The sequence below is a fragment of the Pseudomonas sp. HTZ2 genome (assembly GCF_033173945.1).
Classification (GTDB): domain Bacteria; phylum Pseudomonadota; class Gammaproteobacteria; order Pseudomonadales; family Pseudomonadaceae; genus Aquipseudomonas; species Aquipseudomonas guariconensis.
The window spans coordinates 1,996,033-2,020,371 of sequence record NZ_CP137332.1 but is presented as its reverse complement, the minus strand read 5'-3'; the positions used below and the strand labels follow the sequence as shown (position 1 = coordinate 2,020,371).

Annotated in this window: 21 protein-coding genes; 14 read left to right on the top strand and 7 right to left on the bottom strand. The window is 64.9% G+C overall.

The features are described from left to right. Window positions 1-44 precede the first annotated feature (44 nt). The 6 genes from R6G97_RS09415 to R6G97_RS09390 all read right to left on the bottom strand — a co-directional run bounded on the left by R6G97_RS09415 (window position 45) and on the right by R6G97_RS09390 (window position 9,243). The gene (locus tag R6G97_RS09415; protein ID WP_043207211.1) at window positions 45-506 is read right to left on the bottom strand and encodes a chemotaxis protein CheW; all 462 of its coding nucleotides are present in this window, start codon (window positions 504-506) and stop codon (window positions 45-47) included. Further along, the gene (locus R6G97_RS09410; RefSeq protein ID WP_317848024.1) at window positions 499-5,790 is read right to left on the bottom strand and encodes an Hpt domain-containing protein; all 5,292 of its coding nucleotides are present in this window, start codon (window positions 5,788-5,790) and stop codon (window positions 499-501) included. The genes R6G97_RS09415 and R6G97_RS09410 overlap by 8 nt, the downstream gene beginning before the upstream one ends. 10 nt (window positions 5,791-5,800) lie before the next feature. After that, window positions 5,801-7,804 carry a methyl-accepting chemotaxis protein gene (locus R6G97_RS09405; RefSeq protein ID WP_232092099.1) on the bottom strand — a complete coding sequence of 668 codons (2,004 nt, stop codon included), beginning with the start codon at window positions 7,802-7,804 and terminating at the stop codon, window positions 5,801-5,803. 71 nt (window positions 7,805-7,875) lie between these two features. After that, a complete protein-coding gene (locus R6G97_RS09400) occupies window positions 7,876-8,430 on the bottom strand; it encodes a chemotaxis protein CheW (RefSeq protein WP_043207204.1) in 555 nt (184 codons plus the stop codon). Then, window positions 8,427-8,792 (bottom strand): twitching motility response regulator PilH, encoded by a 366-nt coding sequence (gene pilH / locus R6G97_RS09395; RefSeq protein ID WP_043207202.1) that lies wholly within the window; start codon window positions 8,790-8,792, stop codon window positions 8,427-8,429. Before pilH ends, R6G97_RS09400 begins: the two co-directional genes overlap by 4 nt. Window positions 8,793-8,841: 49 nt before the next feature. Continuing rightward, window positions 8,842-9,243, bottom strand: a complete 402-nt coding sequence (locus tag R6G97_RS09390) for a response regulator (protein ID WP_043207200.1) — start codon at window positions 9,241-9,243, stop codon at window positions 8,842-8,844. Window positions 9,244-9,482: 239 nt separating this feature from the next. On the opposite strand from R6G97_RS09390, the gene gshB reads away from it, so the two are divergent. The 14 genes from gshB to R6G97_RS09320 all read left to right on the top strand — a co-directional run bounded on the left by gshB (window position 9,483) and on the right by R6G97_RS09320 (window position 23,428). Then, the gene (gene gshB, locus R6G97_RS09385; RefSeq protein ID WP_043207196.1) at window positions 9,483-10,436 is read left to right on the top strand and encodes a glutathione synthase; all 954 of its coding nucleotides are present in this window, start codon (window positions 9,483-9,485) and stop codon (window positions 10,434-10,436) included. Between the two features lie 140 nt (window positions 10,437-10,576). Further along, window positions 10,577-11,476 carry an energy transducer TonB gene (locus R6G97_RS09380; protein WP_317848023.1) on the top strand — a complete coding sequence of 300 codons (900 nt, stop codon included), beginning with the start codon at window positions 10,577-10,579 and terminating at the stop codon, window positions 11,474-11,476. A 119-nt stretch (window positions 11,477-11,595) separates the two neighbouring features. Next, entirely contained in the window at window positions 11,596-12,165 is a 570-nt protein-coding gene (locus R6G97_RS09375; RefSeq protein WP_043207193.1) for a YqgE/AlgH family protein, read from the top strand. Continuing rightward, window positions 12,165-12,590, top strand: a complete 426-nt coding sequence (gene ruvX, locus R6G97_RS09370) for a Holliday junction resolvase RuvX (protein WP_182817036.1) — start codon at window positions 12,165-12,167, stop codon at window positions 12,588-12,590. The genes R6G97_RS09375 and ruvX overlap by 1 nt, the downstream gene beginning before the upstream one ends. A gap of 51 nt (window positions 12,591-12,641) precedes the next feature. Beyond that, window positions 12,642-13,160 (top strand): bifunctional pyr operon transcriptional regulator/uracil phosphoribosyltransferase PyrR, encoded by a 519-nt coding sequence (gene pyrR, locus R6G97_RS09365; protein WP_317848022.1) that lies wholly within the window; start codon window positions 12,642-12,644, stop codon window positions 13,158-13,160. 12 nt (window positions 13,161-13,172) lie between these two features. Continuing rightward, window positions 13,173-14,177, top strand: a complete 1,005-nt coding sequence (locus R6G97_RS09360) for an aspartate carbamoyltransferase catalytic subunit (protein ID WP_043207186.1) — start codon at window positions 13,173-13,175, stop codon at window positions 14,175-14,177. After that, on the top strand, window positions 14,174-15,445 hold the full coding sequence (locus tag R6G97_RS09355) for a dihydroorotase (RefSeq protein WP_317848021.1): 1,272 nt from the start codon (window positions 14,174-14,176) through the stop codon (window positions 15,443-15,445). Before R6G97_RS09360 ends, R6G97_RS09355 begins: the two co-directional genes overlap by 4 nt. Window positions 15,446-15,637: 192 nt before the next feature. Then, on the top strand, window positions 15,638-16,168 hold the full coding sequence (hslV, locus tag R6G97_RS09350) for an ATP-dependent protease subunit HslV (protein ID WP_043207181.1): 531 nt from the start codon (window positions 15,638-15,640) through the stop codon (window positions 16,166-16,168). Window positions 16,169-16,244: 76 nt separating this feature from the next. After that, window positions 16,245-17,588, top strand: coding sequence for an ATP-dependent protease ATPase subunit HslU (hslU, locus tag R6G97_RS09345; RefSeq protein WP_043207178.1), 1,344 nt, complete (start codon window positions 16,245-16,247; stop codon window positions 17,586-17,588). A 143-nt stretch (window positions 17,589-17,731) separates the two neighbouring features. After that, window positions 17,732-18,109 carry a gamma-butyrobetaine hydroxylase-like domain-containing protein gene (locus R6G97_RS09340; protein ID WP_070571077.1) on the top strand — a complete coding sequence of 126 codons (378 nt, stop codon included), beginning with the start codon at window positions 17,732-17,734 and terminating at the stop codon, window positions 18,107-18,109. A 351-nt stretch (window positions 18,110-18,460) separates the two neighbouring features. Next, window positions 18,461-20,140 carry a class II poly(R)-hydroxyalkanoic acid synthase gene (gene phaC / locus R6G97_RS09335; protein WP_317848020.1) on the top strand — a complete coding sequence of 560 codons (1,680 nt, stop codon included), beginning with the start codon at window positions 18,461-18,463 and terminating at the stop codon, window positions 20,138-20,140. A gap of 60 nt (window positions 20,141-20,200) precedes the next feature. After that, complete coding sequence (gene phaZ / locus R6G97_RS09330; protein WP_043207169.1) at window positions 20,201-21,058, top strand: poly(3-hydroxyalkanoate) depolymerase; 858 nt, start codon at window positions 20,201-20,203, stop codon at window positions 21,056-21,058. Window positions 21,059-21,126: 68 nt separating this feature from the next. Further along, window positions 21,127-22,809: a class II poly(R)-hydroxyalkanoic acid synthase gene (phaC, locus tag R6G97_RS09325; RefSeq protein ID WP_317848019.1), complete on the top strand. Its 1,683-nt coding sequence runs from the start codon at window positions 21,127-21,129 to the stop codon at window positions 22,807-22,809. A gap of 4 nt (window positions 22,810-22,813) precedes the next feature. Further along, entirely contained in the window at window positions 22,814-23,428 is a 615-nt protein-coding gene (locus R6G97_RS09320; RefSeq protein ID WP_317848018.1) for a TetR/AcrR family transcriptional regulator, read from the top strand. A 112-nt stretch (window positions 23,429-23,540) separates the two neighbouring features. On the opposite strand, the gene R6G97_RS09315 is transcribed toward R6G97_RS09320, so the two are convergent. Then, entirely contained in the window at window positions 23,541-24,329 is a 789-nt protein-coding gene (locus tag R6G97_RS09315) for a phasin family protein (protein WP_043207162.1), read from the bottom strand. Between the last annotated feature and the right edge of the window lie 10 nt (window positions 24,330-24,339).

The window sequence follows — 24,339 nt, the reverse complement described above, 5'->3', positions numbered from 1 at the left end:
CCCCCGACACAGCTAGCTTGCCGCTTGAAGCTTACAACTTGAAGCTAGTGAAGATCCGCGTCACGCACCATGCGCTCCAGCGCCGCCAGGTCAGGTACCCGCGCCACCTGCTCGCCGACCTGCACCGCCGCCAGCTCCAGGCTCGCCAAGGGGACATCCACATAGTTGAGCTGGCTGTCCAGCTTGCAGGAGCGTGGGATGTCCTGCAGTAGCAACGCCAGGTAGCGCAGGCCGGTATCGCCCAGCGCGTTGAGCACCACCACCCGTGCCCGTTCGCCACAAACGGTCTCGCCGCCACAGGCGGCCTCCAGGCCGATCAGCGGCAAGCGCTGCTGACGCCAGTCGATCCAGCCCAGGTGCCAGGCCGGGTCGCCCGCCTGGCAGGCGAAGGTGCGCTGGCCGATCAGCTCGGCCACCGCCACATTGGGCAGCACCAGGGTGCGGTCGCTCAAAGGCAGTAGCAGACCGGTCAGGCTGCTGCGCTGGCCGGCGATGTATTCAAGCATGGGGTTGGCTCCAATGGGCGATGCTCTGCAACAGGACCGACTCCTGATAAGGCTTGCCCAAGTAGTCGTTGACGCCGATGGCCATGGCCCTGTCGCGGTGTTTCTGGCCGGTACGCGAGGTGATCATGATGATGGGCAGATCCTTCAGACGGACATCGCGGCGGATGCGCGTGGCCACCTCGAAGCCGTCCATGCGCGGCATCTCGATGTCCAGCAGCAGCACATCGGGGCGGTGCTCCTCCAGCAAGGCCATGGCATCCACACCGTCCTTGGCCGTCAGCACACTCATACCGTGGCGCTCCAGTAGACGACTGGTGACTTTGCGCACGGTGACCGAGTCGTCCACCACCATCACCAGCAGACGCTGACGCGGTGCCGGGCCAAACACCGGACGCGGCCCCCCGTAGCCACCCGGCAGGCGCGCCAGACGCCGCTGCTGCCCGCGCAACTGGCCGAGCAAATCGAGAATCAGCACTACCCGGCCATCCCCCAGCAAGGTCGCGCCGGACAGCCCAGGCACCGCCGCGAACTGCGGCCCCAGGCTCTTGACCACGATCTCTCGGCTTGGCGACAGGCTGTCCACCTGGATGGCGAACGACTGCTCCTGGGAATGCACCAGCAACACAGGCAATGGCACGCTTTGCCCCAGCAGACTTGGCCGAGGCACACCGCCCTGGAGCACCTCCCCGAGATAGCGCAGGTCGTACTCGTGACCGGCATAGGCATAGCGCGGTGCGCTCAGCTGGTAACAAGCCTCAAGCTCAGCGGGCGGCACGCGCACGATGCCTTCGATGGTATTGAGCGGGATTGCGTACTGCTCCTCGCCCAGGTGCACCATCAGCGCGCGGTTCACCGACACGGTGAACGGCAAGCGGATCAAGAATCGCGCGCCTTTGCCCGGGCTCGACTCGATGCTCATCGAGCCGCCCAACTGCTTGACCTCCTCATGCACCACGTCCATCCCCAGGCCTCGGCCAGAGATCTGGGTGATCTTCTCAGCGGTAGAAAAGCCCGGACGCAGGATGAATTGCAGGATCTCGTTATCGCTCAAGTATGCTTGCGGGTCCAGCAGGCCACGCTTGATGGCCTTGTTGCGCACCGCCTCCAAGGGCACTCCGGCCCCGTCGTCGCTCATCTCGATGACGATATCGGCGCCTTCGTGCAGCAAGTTCAGATGGATGGTGCCCTGCTCCGGCTTGCCCGCCGCCAGACGCGCTTCGCGCGACTCCAGGCCGTGGTCCACGGCGTTGCGCAGCATGTGCTCCAGAGGCGCCACCATGCGCTCGAGCACGCTGCGGTCCAGCTCGCCCTCGGCGTTGCCCACCACCAGTTCGACCTGCTTGCCCAGCTCGCTGGCCACCTGGCGGACCACCCGCTGCAGGCGCGGTACCAAGCGTTCGAAGGGCACCATCAAGGTGGCCGTGAGACCTTCTTGCAATTGACTGTTCACCCGCGCCTGCTGCTGGAGCAGGCTGTAGGCTTCCTGGGCACGCTGGGCGAGGGTTTCCTTGAGGTCGAGCAGGTCCGAAGCCGACTCGAACAACGCCTGGGACAACTGCTGCAACTGGGAATGGCGGTCCATCTCCAGCGGGTCGAAATCCTCGTACGCATCGCCCTCGGCCTGGTAGCGGCTGGACATCCGTCCCTGGGTCTCGATATCCAGGCGCAGCAGCTGGTCGCGCATGCGCTCGACCGTTGTTTCCATCTCGTTGAGGGCGAATTGGGCATCGTTGACTTGCTGCTCGATGCGCCCGCGAATAACAGAGTGCTCACTGGCCAGGTTGCCCAAATCGTCCAGCAGCTCGGCGTCCACCTTGACCATGTCGCCCGGCGCGCGCTCCGGCGCGGCGGCCGGCGCCTCCGGCGACGGCGCTTCGACCGGGACCTGGCCGGCCGCGCTGTCGGTCAACGCGGCACTGCTGAAATTGCGGATATAGTCGATCAGCGCCGTGGCTGCGTGCAGGGGCTGACCGAGGCGCACGGCGTCGAGCATGTGTGCCAGACGGTCATGGCAGTTTTGCAGCAAGGAGAACAGCGCCGGGCTCGGCGGCAAGCGGCCGGCGGCGAGCAGTTCGTACAAGAATTCCAGTTCATGGGCCAGATCGCCGATAGCGGCGATCTCGACCATCCGCGCGCCCCCCTTGAGGGTATGCAGATCACGCAGCAGGTTCTCCACCTCGACGCTGTTACGCGGATCGGCCTGCCAGCGCGCCAGGGCCGCAGCGGCGCTTTCGACGATATCCGAACTTTCTTCGAGAAAGACCTCGAGCAGTTCGTTATCGCTCGAGCGTTGGGCTTCGTCCGCCGCTGCCTCGACGGCAGCAGGCGCAGGTGGGGCATGGCGGTACTCGCGCAGCTCGCCCAGGAGCGCCGTTGCCGAAGCCGGCGCCTGCCCTTCGCGTAGCGCGTGCAGCATCTGCCCGAGGGTCTGGTGGCCGCGCCGCAACAGATCGAGCAGCTCGGCAGTAGCCCCCAGGCGGCGATCCACCAGGCCCTCGTAAAGCGCGACCAGCGCGTGGGCCAACACCTCCACCGCACCCACGCCAGCCATCTGCGCACCGCCTTTGAGGGTCTGGAGGTCGTGCTGCAGGGTCGACAGTGCCGAGTGGTTGTCCGGGTCCTGAGCCCATTGCGCCAATGCCTGGTCGGCGCCATCGAGGATATCGCCCGCCTCGTCGAGGAACAGTTGCACCAATGCAGGATCGTTCGCTGTCGGGTAGACCGCCAGCGGTGCCACCGCATCCTGGCCCACCACGCCCATGATCCCGGGGTCCAGGGCGTCGTCCAACAGGCCGCGCATGGCCGCGATGCAATCGACGCGGGCGCTGAGCGCCTGGCCGGCAGCTATCTCGTCGAACATGTCGAGCAGCGCCTCATGGGCCTGCTGGGCCAGGGCAAAGAATCGCGGGCTGGCGGCCAGACTGCCCTCTTCCACCGCGCCATACAGGTCAAGCAACGCCTCGCAGACTTCATCCACCTGCCACAACTCGGCCAGATACGCCGACTGGCCGAGGGTGGTCAACTCGTCCAGCAGCGTTTCCAAGACCGAGCGGTCGCCGGGTTGCGCCTGCCAACGCGACAGCAGCGCCTCGGCCTCGAGCAGGATATCCATACCCTGGGTCAGGAACGCGGCGATTCGCTGCGGATCGCGTTTGGGTCGATGGCTGTGCTGTGGGTCCTGCTGCAGGAAGGCCAGGCGCACATCCACCGACTGCCCGACCTCCTCGATCAACTGCGCCGCCCCCGGGATAGGGGCCAACGGCGTGCTACCCAGTTGCGCAAGGCCGAGGTGGAACAAGGCGCGGGCCGCCTCCAGCCATTCCAGCTCCGCCACCTGCAAGGGCAGTTCGTGACCTTTGTATTCGCGCACCAGTCGATCGAAGGCGGTGGCCAGCTCGGCGATCGGCATGACGCCCGCCATCGCCGCGCTGCCCTTCAAGGTATGCAGTGCGCGCTGCAGGCTGTCGTTGACGGGCGTGCCATGGCCATCGGCATCGCGCAGGAACGTCTCCAGACTGGCGAGATGGCCTTGGGCCTCGTTGCCGAAGATCGCCAACAATTGTGGGTCGAGCCCGTCGACCTGCGCCGGCGCCGGCGCCGGCACATCATTGACCGCCAGATGATGCAAGTGGCCGGCTAACGGCTCGACCTCGACCCGCGACGGCAGATGGCCCACCGCGAAATCGGCGAGCAAGTCCGGGAGCCGGACGAACACCTGTTGCAGGGCCAGCACCCCTTCGGCGCCAAGGGTGATCCGCCCTTCCAGTACACGGTTGAGCAAGTGCTCGGCGCCCCAGGCAAGCTCGGCCAGCGCCTCGGCATGGACCATGCGACCACTGCCTTTGAGGGTATGCAGGGCTCGGCGCACCTCGACCAGGGCCTCGCGCAAGGCATTGTCGGCGCGCCAACGCAGCCAGTGGCGTTCGATTTCCGGAAGCAGCTCGCCGGCCTCTTCGAGGAAGACATCCCGCAATTCTTCATCGACCGCTTCGAACTCGACGCGAGCCTCGGCCTGCCCGCACGACACACCCAGCGCCGCCAGGCTGGCCCGCGCCCTGTCGATGAATGGTTGGGCATCGACCAGCGGATCGGCCACCCGCCATTGCACATAGCACTCGCCAGCGCTCAAGGCTTCGGCCAGATGCGCCAGCTCGTCTGCAGGTGGCGGCTGCTCCAGATGCGACAGCCAACCCTGCACATAACCTGCGCAGCCACCGAACACCTCGGCGGCCTCCGGCCACATGAGCATCGTCAGCGCGCCACGGATCTGGTGCAAAAGCCCCGGCAGCGGCTGCAAGCGTTCTGCCGGCCAGCCCGACTCCAGGCAATCGCCGATCAAGTCCTTGGCCTGTTGCAGCACCGCCAGGGACTCATTGAGTACCAGCTGGCGGATCTCCGTTAGGTCCGCGCCCGGCAGGCCGCCTTGGCCGGTCTCCTCCAGCGGGCCGACCATCCCATTAAGGGTGGCCTCCACGTACAGCAGGGCGCCGGCCACATCCATCAGCACGGCGTCGTCCACCGCCTGCTCGCCCTGGGCCAGGGCCTGCAGCGCCAGCACTTGGTCGATGATCACCCGGCGCGGCTGCTGGAAAGCGAGCACCGCCAAGGTATCGGCGACCTGGCGCAACGGCGCCAGCAGGGCCTCCAGTTGCTCACGCTGCTCACGATCGCCGCGCATGTACTGATCGAGTCGGTCCTTGATGCGCATCAGGTCATCGCACAGTGCCGTCACCACCGAGCGCAGGGCGTCGCGTCCGTGGCTGGCCTGCAAATGTTCGCGCCAGTTGCCCAGGGACAGGTCCAAATCCGCCAGGTCCGCCGCCCCAGCCAGACGCTGCGCCACGCCGCCGACCAGGCTGCCCTGGGGCAACGGCTCGACGCCACGGCAGCCGCGCAGTTGGTTGAGCAATGGCACCACCACCAACGGCAGGTCGTGTCGCGAGCCGCGCAGCCGTTCCAGATACGGCGGCAATTGCTCGAGCCCGCGGAACAGCGCACCCAGACAATCGCCTCGGGGGCTGACCTGACCATCGGCCATGGCCCGGCCCAGCAGCTCCAGCTCCTCGGCCAGGTGCGCTGCACCGCGCAGTTCGAGCATGCGCAGGCAACCCTGGACCTGATGCAGGTTGTCGACGAAGAAAGCCAGCATCGCCGGATCGCCCGGTTCGCTGGCGAATCGCTCCAGGGCCTGGCGGGCCTGGCCCAGGCAATCGAGGATCGGCGCCTTGACCCACGCCAGGGCGACGGTGTCGTGGCGCTCGGGGCTCACTGCTGAAGCAGCCATCTGTCGCTCCTCAACGCCGCTCGGCGGGTGCCGGCAGGGTAAAACCGGAGACCGAACGACGCATCTCGCTGGCCATGCGCGCCAAGTGGCGGATGCTGTCGGCGGTGGCGCTGGAACCGGCCGAGGTCTGGGCGGTGATCTGCTGGATCACCGCCATGGTGTGGGAGATCTGCCCGGCCGAGGAGGTTTGCAACTGGGCTGCGTCGGAGATGCTGTGGATCAGCTCGGCGAGGGTCTGCGATACGCCTTCGATCTCGGCAAGCGCCACCCCGGCGTCCTGGGCCAGGCGCGCACCGCGCACCACCTCGGCGGTGGTTTGCTCCATGGAGATCACCGCCTCGTTGGTGTCGACCTGGATGGTCCGCACCAGCGCCTCGATTTGCCGAGTAGCCGACGAGGAGCGCTCGGCCAGGCGCTGTACTTCGTCGGCGACCACCGCAAAACCACGCCCGGCCTCGCCAGCGAGGGAGGCCTGGATCGCGGCATTGAGCGCAAGGATGTTGGTCTGGTCGGCAATGTCGTCGATCAGGCTGACGATATCGCCGATTTCCTGGGAAGACTCGCCCAGGCGTTTGATCCGCTTGGCGGTGTCTTGGATCTGCTCGCGGATGTTGTCCATGCCGTGGATGGTGTTGTGCACCACCTCGTTGCCCTTGTTGGCAATGGCCACCGAACGCTCGGCCACCTTGGCCGATTCGTAGGCGTGGGAGGACACACGGTCGATCGACTCGACCATGTCGCCCACCGCCAGGGACGCCTCGCTGATCTGCTCGGCCTGGTGTTCGGAGGCCTTGGCCAGCTGGCGCGCTGTGTTCTGGGTGTCCTGCACGGCGGCGGCGACCTGCTCGGCACTGTGGTTGATGGTGGCCACCAGGTCGCGCAACTGGTCGACCGAATAGTTGATCGAATCGGCAATGGCGCCGGTGAAGTCCTCAGTGACCGACACCGTGACGGTGAGGTCGCCATCGGCCAGCTCCTCGATCTCGTCCAGCAAACGCATGATCGCTTGCTGGTTGCGCTCGTTCTTCTCGGCGGTCTCGCGCAACTGGCGGTGGGTGGCGCGCACCATCACCAGGCCGATGAGGATGATCGAAGCCAGCGCCACCAACCCCAGCAGGTAGCCACCGACAGTAGCCAGGGTGCGCCCGCTGGCCAGGTTCTCGAAGCTGTTGGCCAGGTGCGAGGCTTCATCGAGCAAGGTTTGCGACAGACTGAAGATATTGCCGGCCGCCTCGCGCACGCGCAGCAGTTCAGGCGACGTTTCGAGGATCTCGTCCACGGACCCGGAGACGAACTGGAACAGTTCGGCGATCTCCGCGAGGCGGGCGCGAGCATCGGCGTCCTCGACCTTGGTCACGTGAATCGCCGGGTTGCCGCCGAGCATGCCTTCGAGCACCTGGCCGAAACGGCTGGCGTCGCGGCCAAAGGCATCGGCGGCCTGTACCGAGGTGTCATCACCGGCCAGCACGGTATTGACCGAACCCAGAATGCGCTCGGCCAACAGCAACTGACGCTGGGCCACCGCCACCTGGCTCGCCGGCGCTCCGCTCTGCAGGAGGATCTCCACTACTTTTTCGTATTCGACCTGCAACTGAGGCACGGTCTCGGCCAGCGTTGCCGCCACTTGGTGCAGCGACAGCACGGTCTGCTCGCTGGCCAGGATGGTGTCGGTATTCTTGCGCAGGTTGTCCCAGTCCTGACGGACCGCGTCCATCTCGTCCCGCACGGTCAGCGGCGCCGGCGGCAGCCCGGTGGCCTTGTCGCCCTCGCGCAGATAACGCCAGCGCCGCTCGAAGTCATTGCGCGCATCGGACAGCAGCTTGAACGCCAGGGCCTTGCCGGCCGCCGCTTCGGTGGCGTTCTTGGCGATGCGCTGGGACAGCACGCGCAACTCGCCGGCGTGGCCGATGTACTGTTTGTCGTAGTTGGACTGGGTATTGAGGTACGCGAAGTTGGCGAACAGCAGGATGATCGCCAGGATGAGCACCAAAAACAGTGCGGTGATCTGCGCAATACTGCGGCTGCGCTGGCTTTCGGCAACCGGAGCGACGGGGGTGGCGGGTTTGTTCACGGTCGAAGCATCCTCTACAACGCCACGTCGAGAAAGCCTGGCGCCTGGGCCAGGGCGAACGGGCTGAAGATCGCCCAGTTGCGTTCACGGGGAAAATGCCCCTGGACGAAGGGCGCCGCGGCACGCAGCAAGGGCTGCGGTGGCGACAGCTCCAGACTGCTCAGGGCAAAGTGTTGAAGGCCCAGGACTTCGTCCACCAACAGGCCGGCGAACAGTTCTTCGTGGTCCAGCACCAACACACGCCGCTGCTTGCCCGCCGCCGCAGGGCCTAGGCCGAAGAAGGCGCTCAAGTCCATAACCGGCAGCAGCCGGCCACGCAGATTGGCCACACCGCAGACCCAGGGCTGCACGCCGGGGACCCGGCTAGTGCGCGGCTCATGCAGGACCTCGGCGACTTCGCCCATGGGGGCCACGAACCACTGCCCGGCAATGCGAAACCCAATGCCGCTCCATTGCTGCAAGCGGGTGTCTTGCAAGGGCTGGTCCGCTACCAACAGGCGACAACGCCGGTCGATGTCCAGCAACAGCTCGAAGGCGGTCAGCGACGCGCCATGGGGGCGGGTGGTCAAGCCCCGAGCACTTCTTTGAGTTTGCTGATCAGGGCCGCCTCTTCCACAGGCTTGGTCAGGAAGTCGCGCGCGCCCTGGCGTGTGGCCCAGACCCGGTCGGTTTCCTGGTCCTTGGTGGTGACCACGATCACCGGAATGGCGCGGGTCTCAGGGTCCTTGCTCAGCTGACGGGTAGCCTGAAAACCATTCATGCCCGGCATGACGATGTCCATCAGCACCGCGTCGGGTTTCTCCTGACGGGCCAGGGCCACGCCATCGGCGCCGTTGTCGGCCTTGAGCACCTGGTGGCCATGCTTCTCCAGCCAGGCGGTCAGTCTGTACATCTCTGTCGGCGAATCGTCGACGATCAAAACTCGGGCCATGCTGTTTCCCCATTTAAAGGAAAAGAAGACGCCGCCAGGCGCGGCGGTGTCAGGGTGCGTGTTGTTCTTGCACGACGAAACCGGGCACATGAGCCCTAATCGCATCGAGCAGTTCTTCCTTGCTGAATGGCTTGGTCAGGAACTGGTCTGAGCCGACCACCCGACCGCGGGCCTTGTCGAACAGGCCGTCGCGCGAGGACAGCAGGATGACCGGGGTATCCTTGAAGGTGCTGTTCTGCTTGATCACCGCGCAGGTCTGGTAGCCATCCAGGCGAGGCATCAGTACATCGACGAAGATGACCTGGGGCTTGTGGTCGACGATCTTGGCCAGGGCATCGAAACCATCACTGGCGGTGATCACCTCGCAGCCGGCCTCGCCGAGCAACATCTGTGCGGTGCGGCGGATCGTGCGCGAATCGTCGATCACCATCACCTTCAGGGGTTGTTCCATAGTTGCCTACCAGTGGGAATTAGCTGCAGTTGCAAGCATCAAGCTGCGAGAAAAAGCGCGCCGACGCATGGCTGGTTTTTCTCAAGGCTTGTAGTTCAAGGCTTGCAGCTGCACTTTTAGCACACTACGGATAGCCATTCCATCCGCCGAACCCCTTGACCATCGGCGCTCCCGGCGCCACCCTGAGCCACTTTTCTTTCGAATCACCGCGGCCCCGCGCCGCCAAGAGGAACCACCCCATGAGCGTTCGCCTCGGGATTGTCATGGACCCTATCGCGTCCATCTCCTACAAAAAGGACAGCTCGCTGGCCATGCTGCTGGCGGCCCAGGAACGTGGCTGGAGCCTGTTCTACATGGAGCAGCGCGACCTCTACCTGGGCGCGGGCCAGGCCCGGGCCCAGATGCGCCCCCTGAAGGTGTTCGCCGATCCGGCCCGCTGGTTCGAACTGGGCGAGGAGCAGGACAGCGCCCTGAGCGAGCTGGATGTGGTCCTGATGCGCAAGGATCCGCCCTTCGACATGGAGTTCGTCTACAGCACCTACCTGCTGGAGCAGGCCGAGCGCGAAGGCGTGCTGGTGGTCAACCGCCCGCAGAGCCTGCGCGATTGCAACGAGAAGCTGTTCGCCACCCAGTTCCCACAGTGCATGGCGCCCACGCTGGTCAGCCGCCGCGTGGACATCCTGCGTGAGTTCGCCGACAGCCGTGGCGACGTGATCCTCAAGCCGCTGGACGGCATGGGCGGTGCCTCGGTGTTCCGCCACCGCAAGGACGACCCCAACCTGTCGGTGATCCTCGAGACCCTCACCCAGCATGGCACCCAGCAGATCATGGCCCAGGAATACCTGCCGCAGATCAAGGACGGCGACAAGCGCATCCTGATGATCGACGGCGAACCGGTGCCCTACTGCCTGGCGCGCATCCCGGCCAGCGGCGAGACCCGTGGCAACCTGGCCGCTGGCGGTCGAGGCGAAGCCCGCCCGCTGACCGAGCGCGATCGCTGGATCGCCGCCCAAGTTGGCCCGACCCTGCGCGAGAAGGGCCTGCTGTTCGTCGGCCTGGACGTGATCGGCGACTACCTGACCGAGATCAACGTCACCAGCCCGACCTGCATTCGCGAAATCGACGCCGCCTACGACACCCACATCGGCGCCCAGCTGATGGACGCCATTGATCGCAAGCTCAAGGCGCGCTGACCGAGGACACGTGGCAATGCCACACAGTGGGGTATGATGCGCAGCTGCAAGCTGCAAGCTGCACGTACGGGCAGGCCTGCACCGGGCCGCTTTTACTTGAAGCTTGCAGCTTGTGATTCGAAGCTGCCCTTGGATACCTGATGACGCTGCCTGCCGACATCCCTGCCGACCTGCTCCCACCCCGCGTCCGCCCGGTGGACCGGCTTGGCTTCACCCTGTTCCTGGCTGCCTTGGTGCACCTGGCGCTGATCCTCGGCGTGGGTTTCACCATCAGCAAGCCCAGCGAAATCCGCCACACGATGGACATCACCCTGGCCACCTTCAAGAGCGAGAAGCCGCCCGAGAAGGCCGACTTCCAGGCCCAGGACAACCAGCAAGGCAGCGGCACCCTGGAAAAGAAAGCCGTACCCAAGACCACCGAGGTCGCGCCCTTCCAGGACAGCAAGATCAACAAGATCACCCCACCGCCAGCCGCTCGTCAGGAAACCCCGCCCTCGCCGCAGAAGTCCGCGGTGGCCACCAAGGCACCCAAGGTGCAGAAGGTCGAGCCCAAGCCCAAGGAAAGCAAGGCGCAGCCCAAGCCCCAGGCAGCGGTGCCGGACTTCGACAGTTCGCAGCTCTCCAGCCAGATCGCCAGCCTCGAGGCGGAGCTGTCCAACGAACAGCAGATGTATGCCAAGCGCCCGCGCATCCATCGCCTCAACGCAGCCTCGACCATGCGCGACAAAGGCGCCTGGTACAAGGAAGAATGGCGCAAGAAGGTGGAGCGCGTGGGCAACCTCAATTATCCCGAAGAAGCGCGACGCCAACAGATCTACGGCAACTTGCGGATGATGGTCTCGATCAACCGCGACGGCTCGCTGTACGAAGTGCTGGTGCTCGAATCCTCTGGTCAGCCGGTGCTCGACCAGGCGGCCCAACGCATCGTCCGTCTGGCCGCGCCGTTTGCACCGTTCACAGGCGACCTGGCGGAGTTCGACCGCCTGGAAATCATCCGTACCTGGCGCTTCGCCCGCGGGGACCGGTTGTCCAGTAACTAGCCGCACGTCACACGTCTCAAGCGGCAAGAAAAAAGCGCGGGCATGCACAGCCGTGCTTTTTCTCGCCGCTTGAAGCTTGCAGCTTGAAGCCGAGCCCAGCTGACGCCACACTATCACTCATGAAAACCCTCAGCCCGAGCTACCTCAAGCATCAGTTCCTGATCGCCATGCCGCACATGGTCGATCCGAACTTTGCCCAGACCCTCACCTATATTGTCGAGCACAACGCCAACGGCGCCATGGGCCTGGTGATCAACCGCCCGCAGGAGCTGAACCTGGCCGACATCCTGGAGCAGCTACGCCCGGATGAGGAGCCACCGGCCAGCACCCTGCAGGTGCCGATCTACCAGGGTGGCCCGGTGCAGACCGATCGCGGCTTCGTGTTGCACAGCAGCGACTGCAGTTATCAGGCCACGGTGGAGCTGCAGGGGTTGTCGCTCTCGACCTCCCAGGACGTGCTGTTCGCCATCGCCGAAGGCGTAGGGCCCAAGCAGAGCCTGATCACCTTGGGTTATGCCGGTTGGGAAGCCGGCCAACTGGAAGCCGAGCTTGCCGACAACGCCTGGCTCAACTGCCCCTTCGACGCCGAGATCATCTTCGGACTGGCCAGCGAGCAGCGCCTCGAGGCAGCCGCCGCCAGCCTGGGGATCAACCTCAGCCTGCTGACCAGCCAAGCGGGTCACGCCTGATGGCCGAGCTGCGCCTGCTGCTGGGCTTCGACTATGGCAGCAAACAGATCGGCGTGGCCGTCGGCCAGGTGGTCACCGGCCAGGCCCGCGAATTGTGCACGCTTAAAGCCCAGAACGGCGTCCCGGACTGGGCCCAGGTGGAAAAGCTCATCACCGAATGGAAGCCCGACGCCATCATCGTTGGCCTGCCGCTGAACATGGACGGCACGCCCAGCGAAATGAGCGCCCGGGCCGAGAAGTTCGCCCGCCGCCTGCATGGCCGCTACAACCTGCCTGTGCACACTCATGACGAGCGTCTGACCACCTTCGAAGCCAAGGGCGAGCAGATGGCCCGAGGCATGCGCCATGGCAGCTACCGCGACAACCCGGTCGATGCCATTGCCGCCGCCCTGCTCCTGCAGGGCTGGCTGGAGGCCAATACTTAAATCCGCTTCGCCGCCGGCCCAGCCCGGCGCCCCCCTTCCGAGGAGCACGCAATGAGCCTACCCAATCCCGCCGACCTGATCCGGCAGATGGCCGTCGACCTTCGCGCCCACCTGGCCCGTCGCACTATCACCGAGCCGCGCTTCATCGGCATCCGCACCGGCGGCGTATGGGTAGCCCAGGCCCTGCAGCAGGAGCTGGGCGACAGCAGCCCGCTGGGCACCCTGGACGTGTCCTTCTACCGCGACGACTTCAGCCAGAACGGCCTGCACCCGCAAGTGCGTCCGTCCGAGCTGCCCTTCGAAATCGAAGGCCAGCACCTGGTGCTGGTGGACGACGTGCTGATGAGCGGTCGCACCATCCGCGCCGCGCTCAATGAACTGTTCGATTATGGCCGCCCGGCCAGCGTCACCCTGGTCTGCCTGCTGGACCTGGACGCCGGCGAATTGCCGATCCGCCCGAACGTGCTGGGCGCCACCTTGCACCTGGCGCCCACTGAACGGGTAAAATTGACCGGACCGGCACCGCTCGTCCTCGAGCGCCAGGACCTCGCCACCGCTTCCGCCCTTTAAGAGTCCCTCGCGATGACGCCATTCGACGCCAAGCGCCCGCTGCAGCTCAATGACCAGGGCCAGCTGCGCCACTTTCTCTCGCTCGACGGTTTGCCCCGCGAACTGCTAACCGAGATCCTCGACACCGCCGACTCCTTCCTGGAAGTCGGCGCCCGGGCCGTGAAAAAAGTTCCGCTGCTGCGCGGCAAGACCGTCTGCAACGTGTTCTTCGAAAACTCCACCCGTACCCGCACCACCTTCGAGCTGGCCGCCCAGCGCCTGTCGGCGGACGTGATCAGCCTGAACGTGTCTACCTCCTCGACCAGCAAGGGCGAGACCTTGTTCGACACACTGCGTAACCTCGAAGCCATGGCCGCCGACATGTTCGTCGTGCGCCACTCCGACTCGGGCGCCGCCCACTTCATCGCCGAGCATGTCTGCCCGGAAGTCGCCGTGATCAACGGCGGTGACGGCCGCCATGCGCACCCGACCCAGGGCATGCTCGACATGCTGACCATCCGTCGCCACAAAGGCAGCTTCGAGAACCTCTCGGTAGCCATCGTCGGCGACATCCTGCACTCGCGCGTGGCCCGCTCCGACATGCTGGCGCTCAAGGCCCTCGGTTGCCCCGACATCCGCGTGGTCGGCCCCAAGACTCTGATCCCGGTGGGTATCGAGCAGTACGGGGTGAAGGTCTACACCGACCTGGCCCAGGGCCTGAAAGATGTCGACGTGGTGATCATGCTGCGCCTGCAGCGCGAACGCATGGCCGGCGGCCTGCTGCCCAGCGAGGGCGAGTTCTACCGCCTGTTCGGCCTGACCACCGCACGCCTGGCCGGCGCCAAGCCCGATGCCATCGTCATGCACCCCGGTCCGATCAACCGTGGGGTGGAGATCGAGTCGGCGGTAGCCGACGGTCAGCACTCGGTGATCCTCAACCAGGTGACCTACGGCATCGCCGTGCGCATGGCCGTGCTGTCCATGGCCATGAGCGGCCAGACCGCGCAACGTCAATTCGACCAGGAGAACGCCCAGTGACCATCAGCATTATCGGCGCCCGGGTCATCGATCCTGCCAGCGGCCTGGACACCATCACTGACTTGCACCTCGACGGCGGTCGCATCGCGGCCATCGGTGCAGCGCCCGCCGGCTTCACTGCCAACCGCACGATCCAGGCCGACGGCCTGGTGGCAGCCCCGGGCCTGGTCGACCTCGGCGTCTCCCTGCGCGAGCCGGGATACAGCCGCAAGGGCAACATCGCCAGCGAGACCCGCGCTGCGGTCGCCGGTGGTGTCACCAGTTTGTGCTGCCCGCCGCAGACCAAACCGGTGCTGGACACCTCGGCCGTGGCCGAACTGATCCTCGACCGCGCCCGTGAAGCGGCCAACAGCAAGGTCTACCCGATCGGCGCCTTGACCAAGGGCCTGGAAGGCGAGCAACTGGCCGAGCTGGTCGCCTTGCGCGACACCGGCTGCGTGGCCTTCGGCAACGGCCTGAAGGAAATCCCGAACAACCGCACCCTGGCCCGCGCGCTGGAATATGCCGCCACCTTCGACCTGACCGTGGTTTTCCACTCCCAGGACCGCGACCTGGCCCAGAGCGGCCTGGCCCACGAAGGCCCGATGGCGAGCTTCCTCGGCCTGCCGGGCATCCCCGAGACTGCCGAGACCGTGGCCCTGGCGCGAAACCTGCTGCTGGTCGAACAGACCGGCGTACGCGCGCACTTCAGCCAGATCACCAGCGCCCGCGGTGCACGACTGATCGCCCAGGCCCAGCAGCTTGGCCTGCCGGTCACCGCCGATGTGGCGCTGTACCAGCTGATTCTCACCGACGAGGCGCTGCGCGACTTCTCCAGCCTCTATCACGTGCAACCGCCGCTGCGCACCGCCGCCGACCGCGATGGGCTGCGCGAGGCGGTCAAATCGGGTGTGATCCAGGCGATCTCCAGCCACCACCAACCCCACGAGCGTGACGCCAAACTGGCACCGTTCGGTGCCACGGAGCCTGGGATCAGCAGCGTCGAGCTGCTGCTGCCATTGGCCATGACGCTGGTCGAAGACGGCCTGCTCGACCTGCCGACCTTGCTGGCCCGCCTGAGCAGCGGCCCGGCGGCGGCCATGCGTCTGCCGGCCGGCGAGCTCAAGGTCGGCGCAGCGGCGGACCTGGTGCTGTTCGACCCGAACGCTTCCACGGTCGCGGGCGAGCAATGGTTCTCGCGCGGCGAGAACTGCCCGTTCATCGGCCACTGCCTGCCGGGCGCGGTGCGTTATACCTTGGTCGACGGGCACGTCTGCCACGAGGCCTGAGCGAATCCATTTCGCGGGTAAGCCCGCCTCCACAGGGATCCTAGCGCCTGTGGGAGCGGGCTTACCCGCGAATGGGCAACACCGATGGCCCTGCCCGGCACGACCATTCATCCCCCCCGGTTGAAATCCTTCCCCCCACCCCCATATGAGTCTGCAACAGGCATTTTCGCCCCGCTGCGTGGAGACTCTCCCTTGACTACCATCGTTTCAGTCCGCCGCCACGGCAAAGTCGTCATGGGCGGCGACGGCCAGGTTTCCCTCGGCAATACCGTGATGAAAGGCAACGCGAAGAAAGTCCGTCGCCTGTACCACGGCCAGGTCATCGCCGGCTTCGCCGGTGCTACCGCCGATGCCTTCACCTTGTTCGAACGTTTTGAAGGCCAGCTGGAAAAACACCAGGGCCACCTGATCCGTGCCGCCGTCGAACTGGCCAAGGAGTGGCGCACCGACCGTTCCCTGAGCCGTCTGGAAGCCATGCTCGCCGTGGCCAACAAGGATGCCTCCCTGATCATCACCGGCAACGGTGACGTGGTCGAGCCCGAAGACGGCTTGATCGCCATGGGTTCCGGCGGTGCCTACGCCCAGGCCGCTGCGCGCGCCCTGCTGAACAAGACCGACCTCTCGGCTCGCGAGATCGCCGAGACCGCCTTGAACATCGCCGGTGACATCTGCGTGTTCACCAACCACAACCTGACCATCGAGGAGCAGGACCTGGCCGAGTGATCAGCTGTTTTGGCGCCCGGTCCCGGTGACAGGGCTTTTCCACGCTGACCCACTCTGATCAAGGACCATTTTCATCATGTCCATGACCCCCCGCGAGATCGTTCACGAACTCAACCGCCACATCATCGGCCAGGACGACGCCAAGCGCGCCGTGGCCATTGCCCTGCGCAACCGCTGGCGCCGCATGCAGCTGCCGGCCGAGCTGCGCGCAGAAGTCACCCCCAAGAACATCCTGATGATCGGCCCAACCGGCGTGGGCAAGACCGAGATCGCCCGTCGCCTGGCCAAACTGGCCAACGCGCCATTCCTCAAGGTCGAAGCCACCAAGTTCACCGAAGTGGGCTATGTCGGCCGTGACGTCGAATCGATCATCCGCGACCTGGCCGATGCCGCGCTGAAGATGCTCCGCGAGCAGGAGATCATCCGCGTGCGCCACCGCGCCGAGGACGCTGCCGAGGACCGCATCCTCGACGCCCTGCTGCCCCAGGCCCGGGTCAGCAGCTTCGCCGAGGAAGCCTCCCAGTCGAGCAGCGACTCCAACACCCGCCAGCTGTTCCGCAAGCGCCTGCGCGAAGGCCAGCTGGACGACAAGGAAATCGAGATCGAAGTGGCCGAGTCCATGGGTGTCGAGATCGCCGCGCCACCCGGCATGGAAGAAATGACCAACCAGCTGCAAAGCCTGTTCGCCAACATGGGCAAGGGCAAGCGCAAGGCGCGCAAGCTCAAGGTCAAGGAAGCGCTCAAGATGGTACGTGACGAGGAAGCCAGCCGCCTGGTCAACGAGGAAGAGCTCAAGGCCAAGGCCTTGGAAGCGGTCGAGCAGCACGGCATCGTGTTCATCGACGAAATCGACAAAGTGGCCAAGCGCGGCAACGTCGGCGGCGCCGATGTCTCCCGCGAAGGCGTGCAGCGCGACCTGCTGCCGCTGATCGAAGGTTGCACCGTCAACACCAAGCTGGGCATGGTCAAGACCGACCATATCCTGTTCATCGCCTCCGGCGCGTTCCACCTGAGCAAGCCAAGCGACCTGGTACCTGAGCTGCAAGGCCGTCTGCCGATCCGCGTTGAGCTCAAGGCGCTGACCCCGGAAGACTTCGAGCGCATCCTGCAGGAGCCGCACGCCTCGCTCACCGAGCAATACCGTGAGCTGCTCAAGACCGAAGGCCTGAACATCGAGTTCGCCGCCGACGGCATCAAGCGCTTGGCCGAGATCGCCTATCAGGTCAACGAAAAGACCGAGAACATCGGCGCCCGCCGCCTGCACACCCTGCTCGAGCGCCTGCTCGAAGAGGTGTCGTTCAGCGCGGGCGACCTGGCCAGCGCCCATGACGAAGCGCCGATCCGCATCGACGCGTCCTACGTGAACAGCCACCTCGGTGAGCTGGCGCAGAACGAAGACCTGTCGCGCTACATCCTGTAAGCCCAGCGTCGCCTTCTTCACGGGTAACCCGCTCCACAAGGATTGCAGTGACCTTGTGGGAGCGGGTTCACCCGCGAATGGGCCCTTGAATCCCTCCACAAGAAGCTGGAAGCTTGCCTTATCAGCTCCCGAGAGATTCCCCCATGGCCCGCCTGCCCACCGCCATCAACCTGCACAAAGCCTCCAAGACCCTCAGCCTCACTTACGCCCCCGGCGAGGTCTATCACCTGCCCGCCGAATTCCTGCGGGTGCACTCCCCCTCCGCCGAGGTCCAGGGCCACGGCAATCCCATCCTGCAGTTCGGCAAGATCAACGTCGGCCTTACGGGCCTTGAACCTGCCGGGCAATACGCCCTGAAACTGATCTTCGATGACGGCCACGACAGCGGCCTGTTCACCTGGGAGTACCTCGAGCAGTTGTGCCTACGCCAGGAGCAGCTGTGGGCCGAGTACCTCGATGAGTTGCACAAAGCCGGCAAATCCCGCGACCCGGCCGAATCCGTCGTCAAACTCATGCTCTAGTGCAAGACTTCCACGCTTTAGAGCGCGTTTTCTAATCTCATCTGTTTGAATGCCCTACAGACAGCTCATGCACGAGCTGTCTTGCGCATTACATGAAAGTCGGGTAACCAATGGAGCTGGCAAGTTCCCTGCATCGTCGAACGCGCGGGCAGGGTCGGGCCGGTATGTAGAGGTCGCGAGCGAAAGCAGGCTGTCTTCACACGCAGAAAATCCCGCAGCTCATCGCCTGACGCATCCGGTCGCAGCACCGCTGTTTCTTATCACTGGTCACCCGAGCAGCAGTACCGGGCAATCGTCTGTGTACCCGCCACAGCCAACCGGTACTCGTCTCAGGACAACGGAGCGTCGTAGATGAGTAACAAGAACAACGATGAGTTGCAGCGGCAGGCCTCGGAGAACACCCTGGGCCTGAACCCGGTCATCGGCATTCGTCGCAAGGATCTGCTGACATCGGCGCGCACCGTCTTGCGCCAGGCCGTTCGCCAGCCGCTGCACAGCGCCAAGCACGTGGCGCACTTTGGCCTGGAACTCAAGAACGTGCTGCTGGGCAAGTCCAGCCTGCAGCCCAGTGGCGATGACCGCCGCTTCAATGACCCGGCCTGGAGCCAGAACCCACTGTATCGCCGCTATCTGCAGACCTACCTGGCCTGGCGCAAGGAGCTGCAGGACTGGATCGGCAACAGCGACCTCTCCCCTCAGGATGTCAGCCGCGGGCAGTTCGTCATCAACCTGATGACCGAGGCCATGGCCCCGACCAATACCCTGGCCAACCCGGCAGCGGTCAAGCGCTTCTTCGAGACCGGCGGCAAGAGCCTGCTCGATGGCCTGTCCAACCTGGCGAAGGACCTGGTCAACAACGGTGGCATGCCCAGCCAGGTGAACATGGACGCCTTCGAAGTGGGCAAGAACCTGGGCACCAGCGAAGGGGCCGTTGTGTATCGCAACGACGTGTTGGAGCTGATCCAGTACAGCCCCATCACCGAACAGGTGCACGCCCGTCCGCTGCTGATCGTGCCGCCACAAATCAACAAGTTCTATGTCTTCGACCTGAGCCCGGAAAAAAGCCTGGCGCGCTTTTGCCTGCGCTCGAACCAGCAAACCTTCATCATCAGTTGGCGCAACCCCACCACGGCTCAGCGCGAATGGGGCCTGTCGACCTACATCGATGCACTCAAGGAAGCCGTGGACGCGGTGCTGTCGATCACCGGCAGCAAGGATCTGAACATGCTCGGTGCCTGCTCCGGCGGCATCACCTGCACCGCGCTGGTCGGCCACTACGCGGCGCTGGGCGAGAACAAAGTCAACGCCCTGACCCTGCTGGTCAGTGTGTTGGACACCACCATGGACACCCAGGTCGCGCTGTTCGTCGACGAGCAGACCCTCGAAGCCGCCAAGCGCCACTCCTACCAGGCCGGCGTGCTCGAAGGCAGCGACATGGCCAAGGTGTTCGCCTGGATGCGCCCGAACGACCTGATCTGGAACTACTGGGTCAACAACTACCTGCTCGGCAACGAGCCGCCGATTTTCGACATCCTGTTCTGGAACAACGACACCACGCGCCTGCCCGCCGCCTTCCACGGCGACCTGATCGAGATGTTCAAGAACAACCCGCTGACCCGCGCCGACGCCCTGGAAGTGTGCGGTACCGCCATCGACCTGAAGAAGGTCCTCTGCGACATCTACAGCGTCGCCGGCACTGCCGACCACATCACCCCGTGGCAGTCCTGCTACCGCTCGGCGCACCTGTTCGGCGGCAAGATCGAGTTCGTGCTGTCCAACAGCGGTCATATCCAGAGCATCCTCAACCCGCCCGGCAATCCCAAGGCGCGCTTCATGACCGGTGAAGACCGCCCGGACGATCCCGTGGCCTGGCAGGAAAACGCGATCAAGCACGCCGACTCCTGGTGGCTACACTGGCAAGCCTGGCTGGGTGAACGCGCAGGTGAGCTGAAAAAGGCGCCGACCCGCCTGGGCAATCGCGCCTACACCGCAGGCGAAGCCGCACCGGGGACGTACGTCCACGAACGATGAGACCTGTCGCCATGGCCGCTTGGTCGCGTCATGGCGTCTTTTTGACCTAGAGTTCCGTGCATGCCGCAACCCTACATATTCAGGACAGTCGAGCTGGACAACCAGTCCATCCGCACCGCGGTCCGCCCCGGCAAGCCGCATCTGACGCCTTTGTTGATCTTCAATGGCATCGGCGCCAACCTGGAGCTGGTGTTCCCGTTCATCGAGGCGCTGGACCCGGACATCGAGGTCATCGCCTTCGATGTGCCGGGTGTCGGCGGCTCGTCCACGCCCAGCCGCCCTTACCGCTTCCCAGGCCTGGCCAAGCTGACTGCGCGCATGCTCGACTACCTCGACTATGGCCAGGTCAATGTCATCGGCGTGTCCTGGGGCGGCGCCCTGGCTCAGCAGTTCGCCCACGATTACCCCGAGCGCTGCAAGAAGCTGATCCTCGCCGCGACCGCTGCTGGGGCCTTCATGGTGCCGGGCAAGCCCAAGGTGCTGATGATGATGGCCAGCCCCCGGCGCTATGTGCAGCCCTCCCATGTGATCCGCATCGCGCCGTTGATTTATGGCGGTGGTTTTCGCCGCGACCCCGACCTGGCCCTGCACCACGCGGCCAAGGTGCGCTCGGGCGGCAAGACCGGTTATTACTGGCAACTGTTCGCTGGCCTTGGCTGGACCAGTATCCACTGGCTGCACAAGCTCCAGCAGCCGACACTGGTACTGGCCGGCGACGATGACCCGTTGATTCCGCTGATCAACATGCGTCTGCTGGCCTGGCGTATTCCCAACGCACAGCTGCACATCATCGACGACGGGCATTTGTTCCTGATTACCCGGGCCGAAGCCGTGGCGCCGATCATCATGAAATTCCTTCAGCAGGAGCGCCAGCGCGCGGTCATGCATCCTCGCCCGGCCCCTGGCCCTGGCGGCTGAACCCTGGCCCACCGGTGGTGATGGTTACGCGAGACGAACGTGGATGAGGCCTTACGACGGAGTGTGGGATGACAGATAAACCGGTAAAAGGGACGACACCGGTCCCCGCCACGAGCATCAATGTACAGAACGCGATCACCGGCCTGCGCGGGCGCGATCTGTTCTCGACACTGCGCAATGTCGGCCGTCTTGGCCTGCGCAACCCCTTGCACACCGCCCATCATCTGCTTGCCCTGGGCGGTCAACTGACCCGGGTGATGCTCGGCGACAGCCCGCACCAGCCCCACCCGCGCGACAACCGCTTCAGCGACCCGACCTGGAGCCAGAACCCTTTCTACCGTCGCGGGCTGCAGGCCTACCTGGCCTGGCAGAAACAAACTCGCCAATGGATCGAGGAAAGTACGCTGGACGACGATGACCGCGCTCGTGTCCACTTTCTGTTCAACCTGCTCAACGATGCCCTGGCTCCGAGCAACTCGCTGCTCAACCCTCTGGCGGTCAAGGAAATCTTCAACACCGGCGGCCTGAGCCTGGTCCGCGGCGTGGCCCACCTGCTCGACGACCTGCGTCATAACGACGGCCTGCCGCGCCAGGTGGACGAGCGCGCTTTCGAGGTGGGCGTGAATCTCGCCGCCACCCCTGGCGCCGTGGTGTTTCGCAATGAGCTGCTGGAGCTGATCCAGTACAAGCCGATGAGCGAAAAACAGTACGCCCGACCGCTGATGGTCATTCCGCCGCAGATCAACAAGTACTACATCTTCGACCTTGGGCCGACCAACAGCTTCGTGCAGTACATGCTCAAGAACGGCCTGCAGGTGTTCATGGTCAGTTGGCGCAACCCCGATCCACGCCATCGCGAATGGGGGTTGTCCAGCTACGTGGAAGCGCTGGAAGAGGCCCTCGTCGCCTGCCGCAGCATCAGCGGCAGCCGCGACCCCAACCTGATGGGCGCCTGCGCCGGTGGCCTGACCATGGCCGCCCTGCAGGGCCACTTGCAGGCCAAGGGCCAATTGCGCCGGGTACGCAGCGCCACCTACCTGGTCAGCCTGCTGGACAGCCAATTCGACAGCCCGGCGAGCCTGTTCGCCGACGAGCAGACCATCGAGGCGTCCAAGCGCCGCTCGTACCAGCGCGGTGTGCTCGATGGCGGCGAGGTGGCGCGGATCTTCGCGTGGATGCGGCCCAACGACCTGATCTGGAACTACTGGATCAACAATTACCTGCTGGGCAGGACACCACCGGCTTTCGACATCCTTTACTGGAACGCCGACAACACGCGTTTGCCCGCGGCGTTTCATGGCGAGCTGCTGGACTTCTTCAAGCTCAACCCCTTGACCTACCCGAACGGCATGCAGGTGTGCGGGACACCGATCGACCTGAGCCAGGTCACCCTGGACAGCTTCACCGTTGCCGGCAACAACGATCACATCACTCCGTGGGACGCGGTGTACCGCTCGGCCTTGCTGCTCGGTGGCAAACGCCGTTTCGTGCTGGCCAACAGCGGCCATATCCAGAGCATCATCAACCCGCCTGGCAACCCCAAGGCGCATTTCCTGGAGAACCCCACGCTGTCGAGCGACCCACGTGCCTGGGTGCACGACGCTACACGCCACGAAGGCAGCTGGTGGCCCCAATGGCTGGAGTGGATCGGCCAGCGCTCCGGGCGCCTGAAAGCCCCCGCGACCGAGCTGGGCAACGCCAGCTATCCACCGCTGGGCCCGGCTCCGGGCAGCTATGTCTGGGCACGCTGACACGATGAAGACCCGTGATCGTATCCTCGAATGCGCCTTGCACTTGTTCAATCGCCAGGGCGAACCCAACGTCTCGACCTTGGAGATCGCCAACGAATTGGGCATCAGCCCGGGCAACCTCTATTACCACTTTCATGGCAAGGAGCCGTTGGTGCTGGGGCTCTTCGAGCGCTTCGAGGAAGCGCTCATGCCGCTGCTGGACCCACCCCTGGGTGTGCGCCTGGACGCCGAGGATTATTGGTTGTTCCTGCACCTGATCGTCGAGCACATGGCCCAGTACCGTTTTCTGTTCCAAGACCTGTCGAACCTGACCGGACGCCTGCCGAAGCTGGCCCGTGGCATGCGCAGCCTGATCAATGCGCTCAAGCGCACACTGGCGGCCCTGCTCGCCAGCCTCAAGAGCCAAGGCCTTGTGAGCAGCGACACGCAAGCGCTGGGGCAACTGGTGGAGCAGATCACCCTGACCCTGATGTTTTCGCTCGATTACCAGCGGGTGCTTGGGCGTGAAGGGGACGAGGGCATCGTGGTGTATCAAGTGATGATGCTGGTGGCGCCACATCTGGTAGGCCCTGCACGCGGGGCTGCCGAACAGCTGGCGGGCAGATACCTGGAGGGGTAAGGCGCACGCGATGCGTTGCCTGGCCTGACGCTTTCGCGGGTAAACCCACTCCCACAAGGTTCAACGCTGAACCTGTGGGAGCGGGTTTACCCGCGAAAGGGGCGACGCGGTATTAGGCCTGGGTAGCGGCGTTCACCGGTGCCGATGGCGTGCTGCTGGCCGGCGCAGCGGCGGGTGCCGGAGCGGCGGTTGCAGCGGGGGCGGCGCTGGCGGCCGGCACGGCTGGCTTGGCTGCCGCGGGCTTGACGGGTGCTTTTTTCGCCGCGGGCTTCTTCGCCGCAGCGGGTTTGGCCGCAGGTTTGGCGGCAGTCGCCTTGGCAGCCGGTTTTGCCGCAGCGCTCTTCGTCGCAGGCTTGGCAGCCGCCTTGGCTACAGGCTTCGCAGCCGGCTTGGCGGCCGGTTTCGCCGCAGCCGTCTTCGCCGCAGGCTTGGCAGCCGCTTTCGCCAGAGGCTTGGCGGCGGTCTTGCTGGCAGCAGCCTTGGACACTGGCGTCACCGATGCACCGGTGAGTTTCTCGATCTGCTTGGTGAGGCTATCGACCTGCTGGTGCAGGGCCTTGATCTCGTTGCGGCTTGGTACGCCCAGGCGCGAGATGGCGCTATTGAGGCGCTTGTCGAAGGCTTCTTCCAGCTCGCTCCACTTGCCCAACGCGCGCTCTTTCACATCGGAGACACGAGAGGATGTGGACGACTTGGCGCTTTGCTTCACGTCATCGACATTCTTCTTGGCTTGTTTTTCGGCCTTTTCACCATCCTTGACCAGCGACTCGAACAGCTTCGGGCCGTCCTGGTCGATCTTGGAATAGATACCCAGGCCAGCCAGCCAGATCTTGCGGGAGTACTTCTCGATCCCGCCGACCCAGGAGCTGCCTTCTTTCTCGGTGTTCTTCTTGCCAGCCATCCTGCTCTCC

Coding starts and splice junctions, on each gene's coding strand:
- phaC (WP_317848020.1), top strand. CDS start 18,461: ATGAGTAACAAGAACAACGATGAGTTGCAGCGGCAGGCCTCGGAGAAC.
- R6G97_RS09340 (WP_070571077.1), top strand. CDS start 17,732: ATGGCCCGCCTGCCCACCGCCATCAACCTGCACAAAGCCTCCAAGACC.
- R6G97_RS09415 (WP_043207211.1), bottom strand. CDS start 506: ATGCTTGAATACATCGCCGGCCAGCGCAGCAGCCTGACCGGTCTGCTA.
- R6G97_RS09380 (WP_317848023.1), top strand. CDS start 10,577: ATGACGCTGCCTGCCGACATCCCTGCCGACCTGCTCCCACCCCGCGTC.
- pyrR (WP_317848022.1), top strand. CDS start 12,642: ATGAGCCTACCCAATCCCGCCGACCTGATCCGGCAGATGGCCGTCGAC.
- pilH (WP_043207202.1), bottom strand. CDS start 8,792: ATGGCCCGAGTTTTGATCGTCGACGATTCGCCGACAGAGATGTACAGA.
- hslU (WP_043207178.1), top strand. CDS start 16,245: ATGTCCATGACCCCCCGCGAGATCGTTCACGAACTCAACCGCCACATC.
- R6G97_RS09315 (WP_043207162.1), bottom strand. CDS start 24,329: ATGGCTGGCAAGAAGAACACCGAGAAAGAAGGCAGCTCCTGGGTCGGC.
- R6G97_RS09390 (WP_043207200.1), bottom strand. CDS start 9,243: ATGGAACAACCCCTGAAGGTGATGGTGATCGACGATTCGCGCACGATC.
- phaZ (WP_043207169.1), top strand. CDS start 20,201: ATGCCGCAACCCTACATATTCAGGACAGTCGAGCTGGACAACCAGTCC.
- gshB (WP_043207196.1), top strand. CDS start 9,483: ATGAGCGTTCGCCTCGGGATTGTCATGGACCCTATCGCGTCCATCTCC.
- phaC (WP_317848019.1), top strand. CDS start 21,127: ATGACAGATAAACCGGTAAAAGGGACGACACCGGTCCCCGCCACGAGC.
- R6G97_RS09375 (WP_043207193.1), top strand. CDS start 11,596: ATGAAAACCCTCAGCCCGAGCTACCTCAAGCATCAGTTCCTGATCGCC.
- R6G97_RS09410 (WP_317848024.1), bottom strand. CDS start 5,790: ATGGCTGCTTCAGCAGTGAGCCCCGAGCGCCACGACACCGTCGCCCTG.
- R6G97_RS09360 (WP_043207186.1), top strand. CDS start 13,173: ATGACGCCATTCGACGCCAAGCGCCCGCTGCAGCTCAATGACCAGGGC.
- ruvX (WP_182817036.1), top strand. CDS start 12,165: ATGGCCGAGCTGCGCCTGCTGCTGGGCTTCGACTATGGCAGCAAACAG.
- R6G97_RS09320 (WP_317848018.1), top strand. CDS start 22,814: ATGAAGACCCGTGATCGTATCCTCGAATGCGCCTTGCACTTGTTCAAT.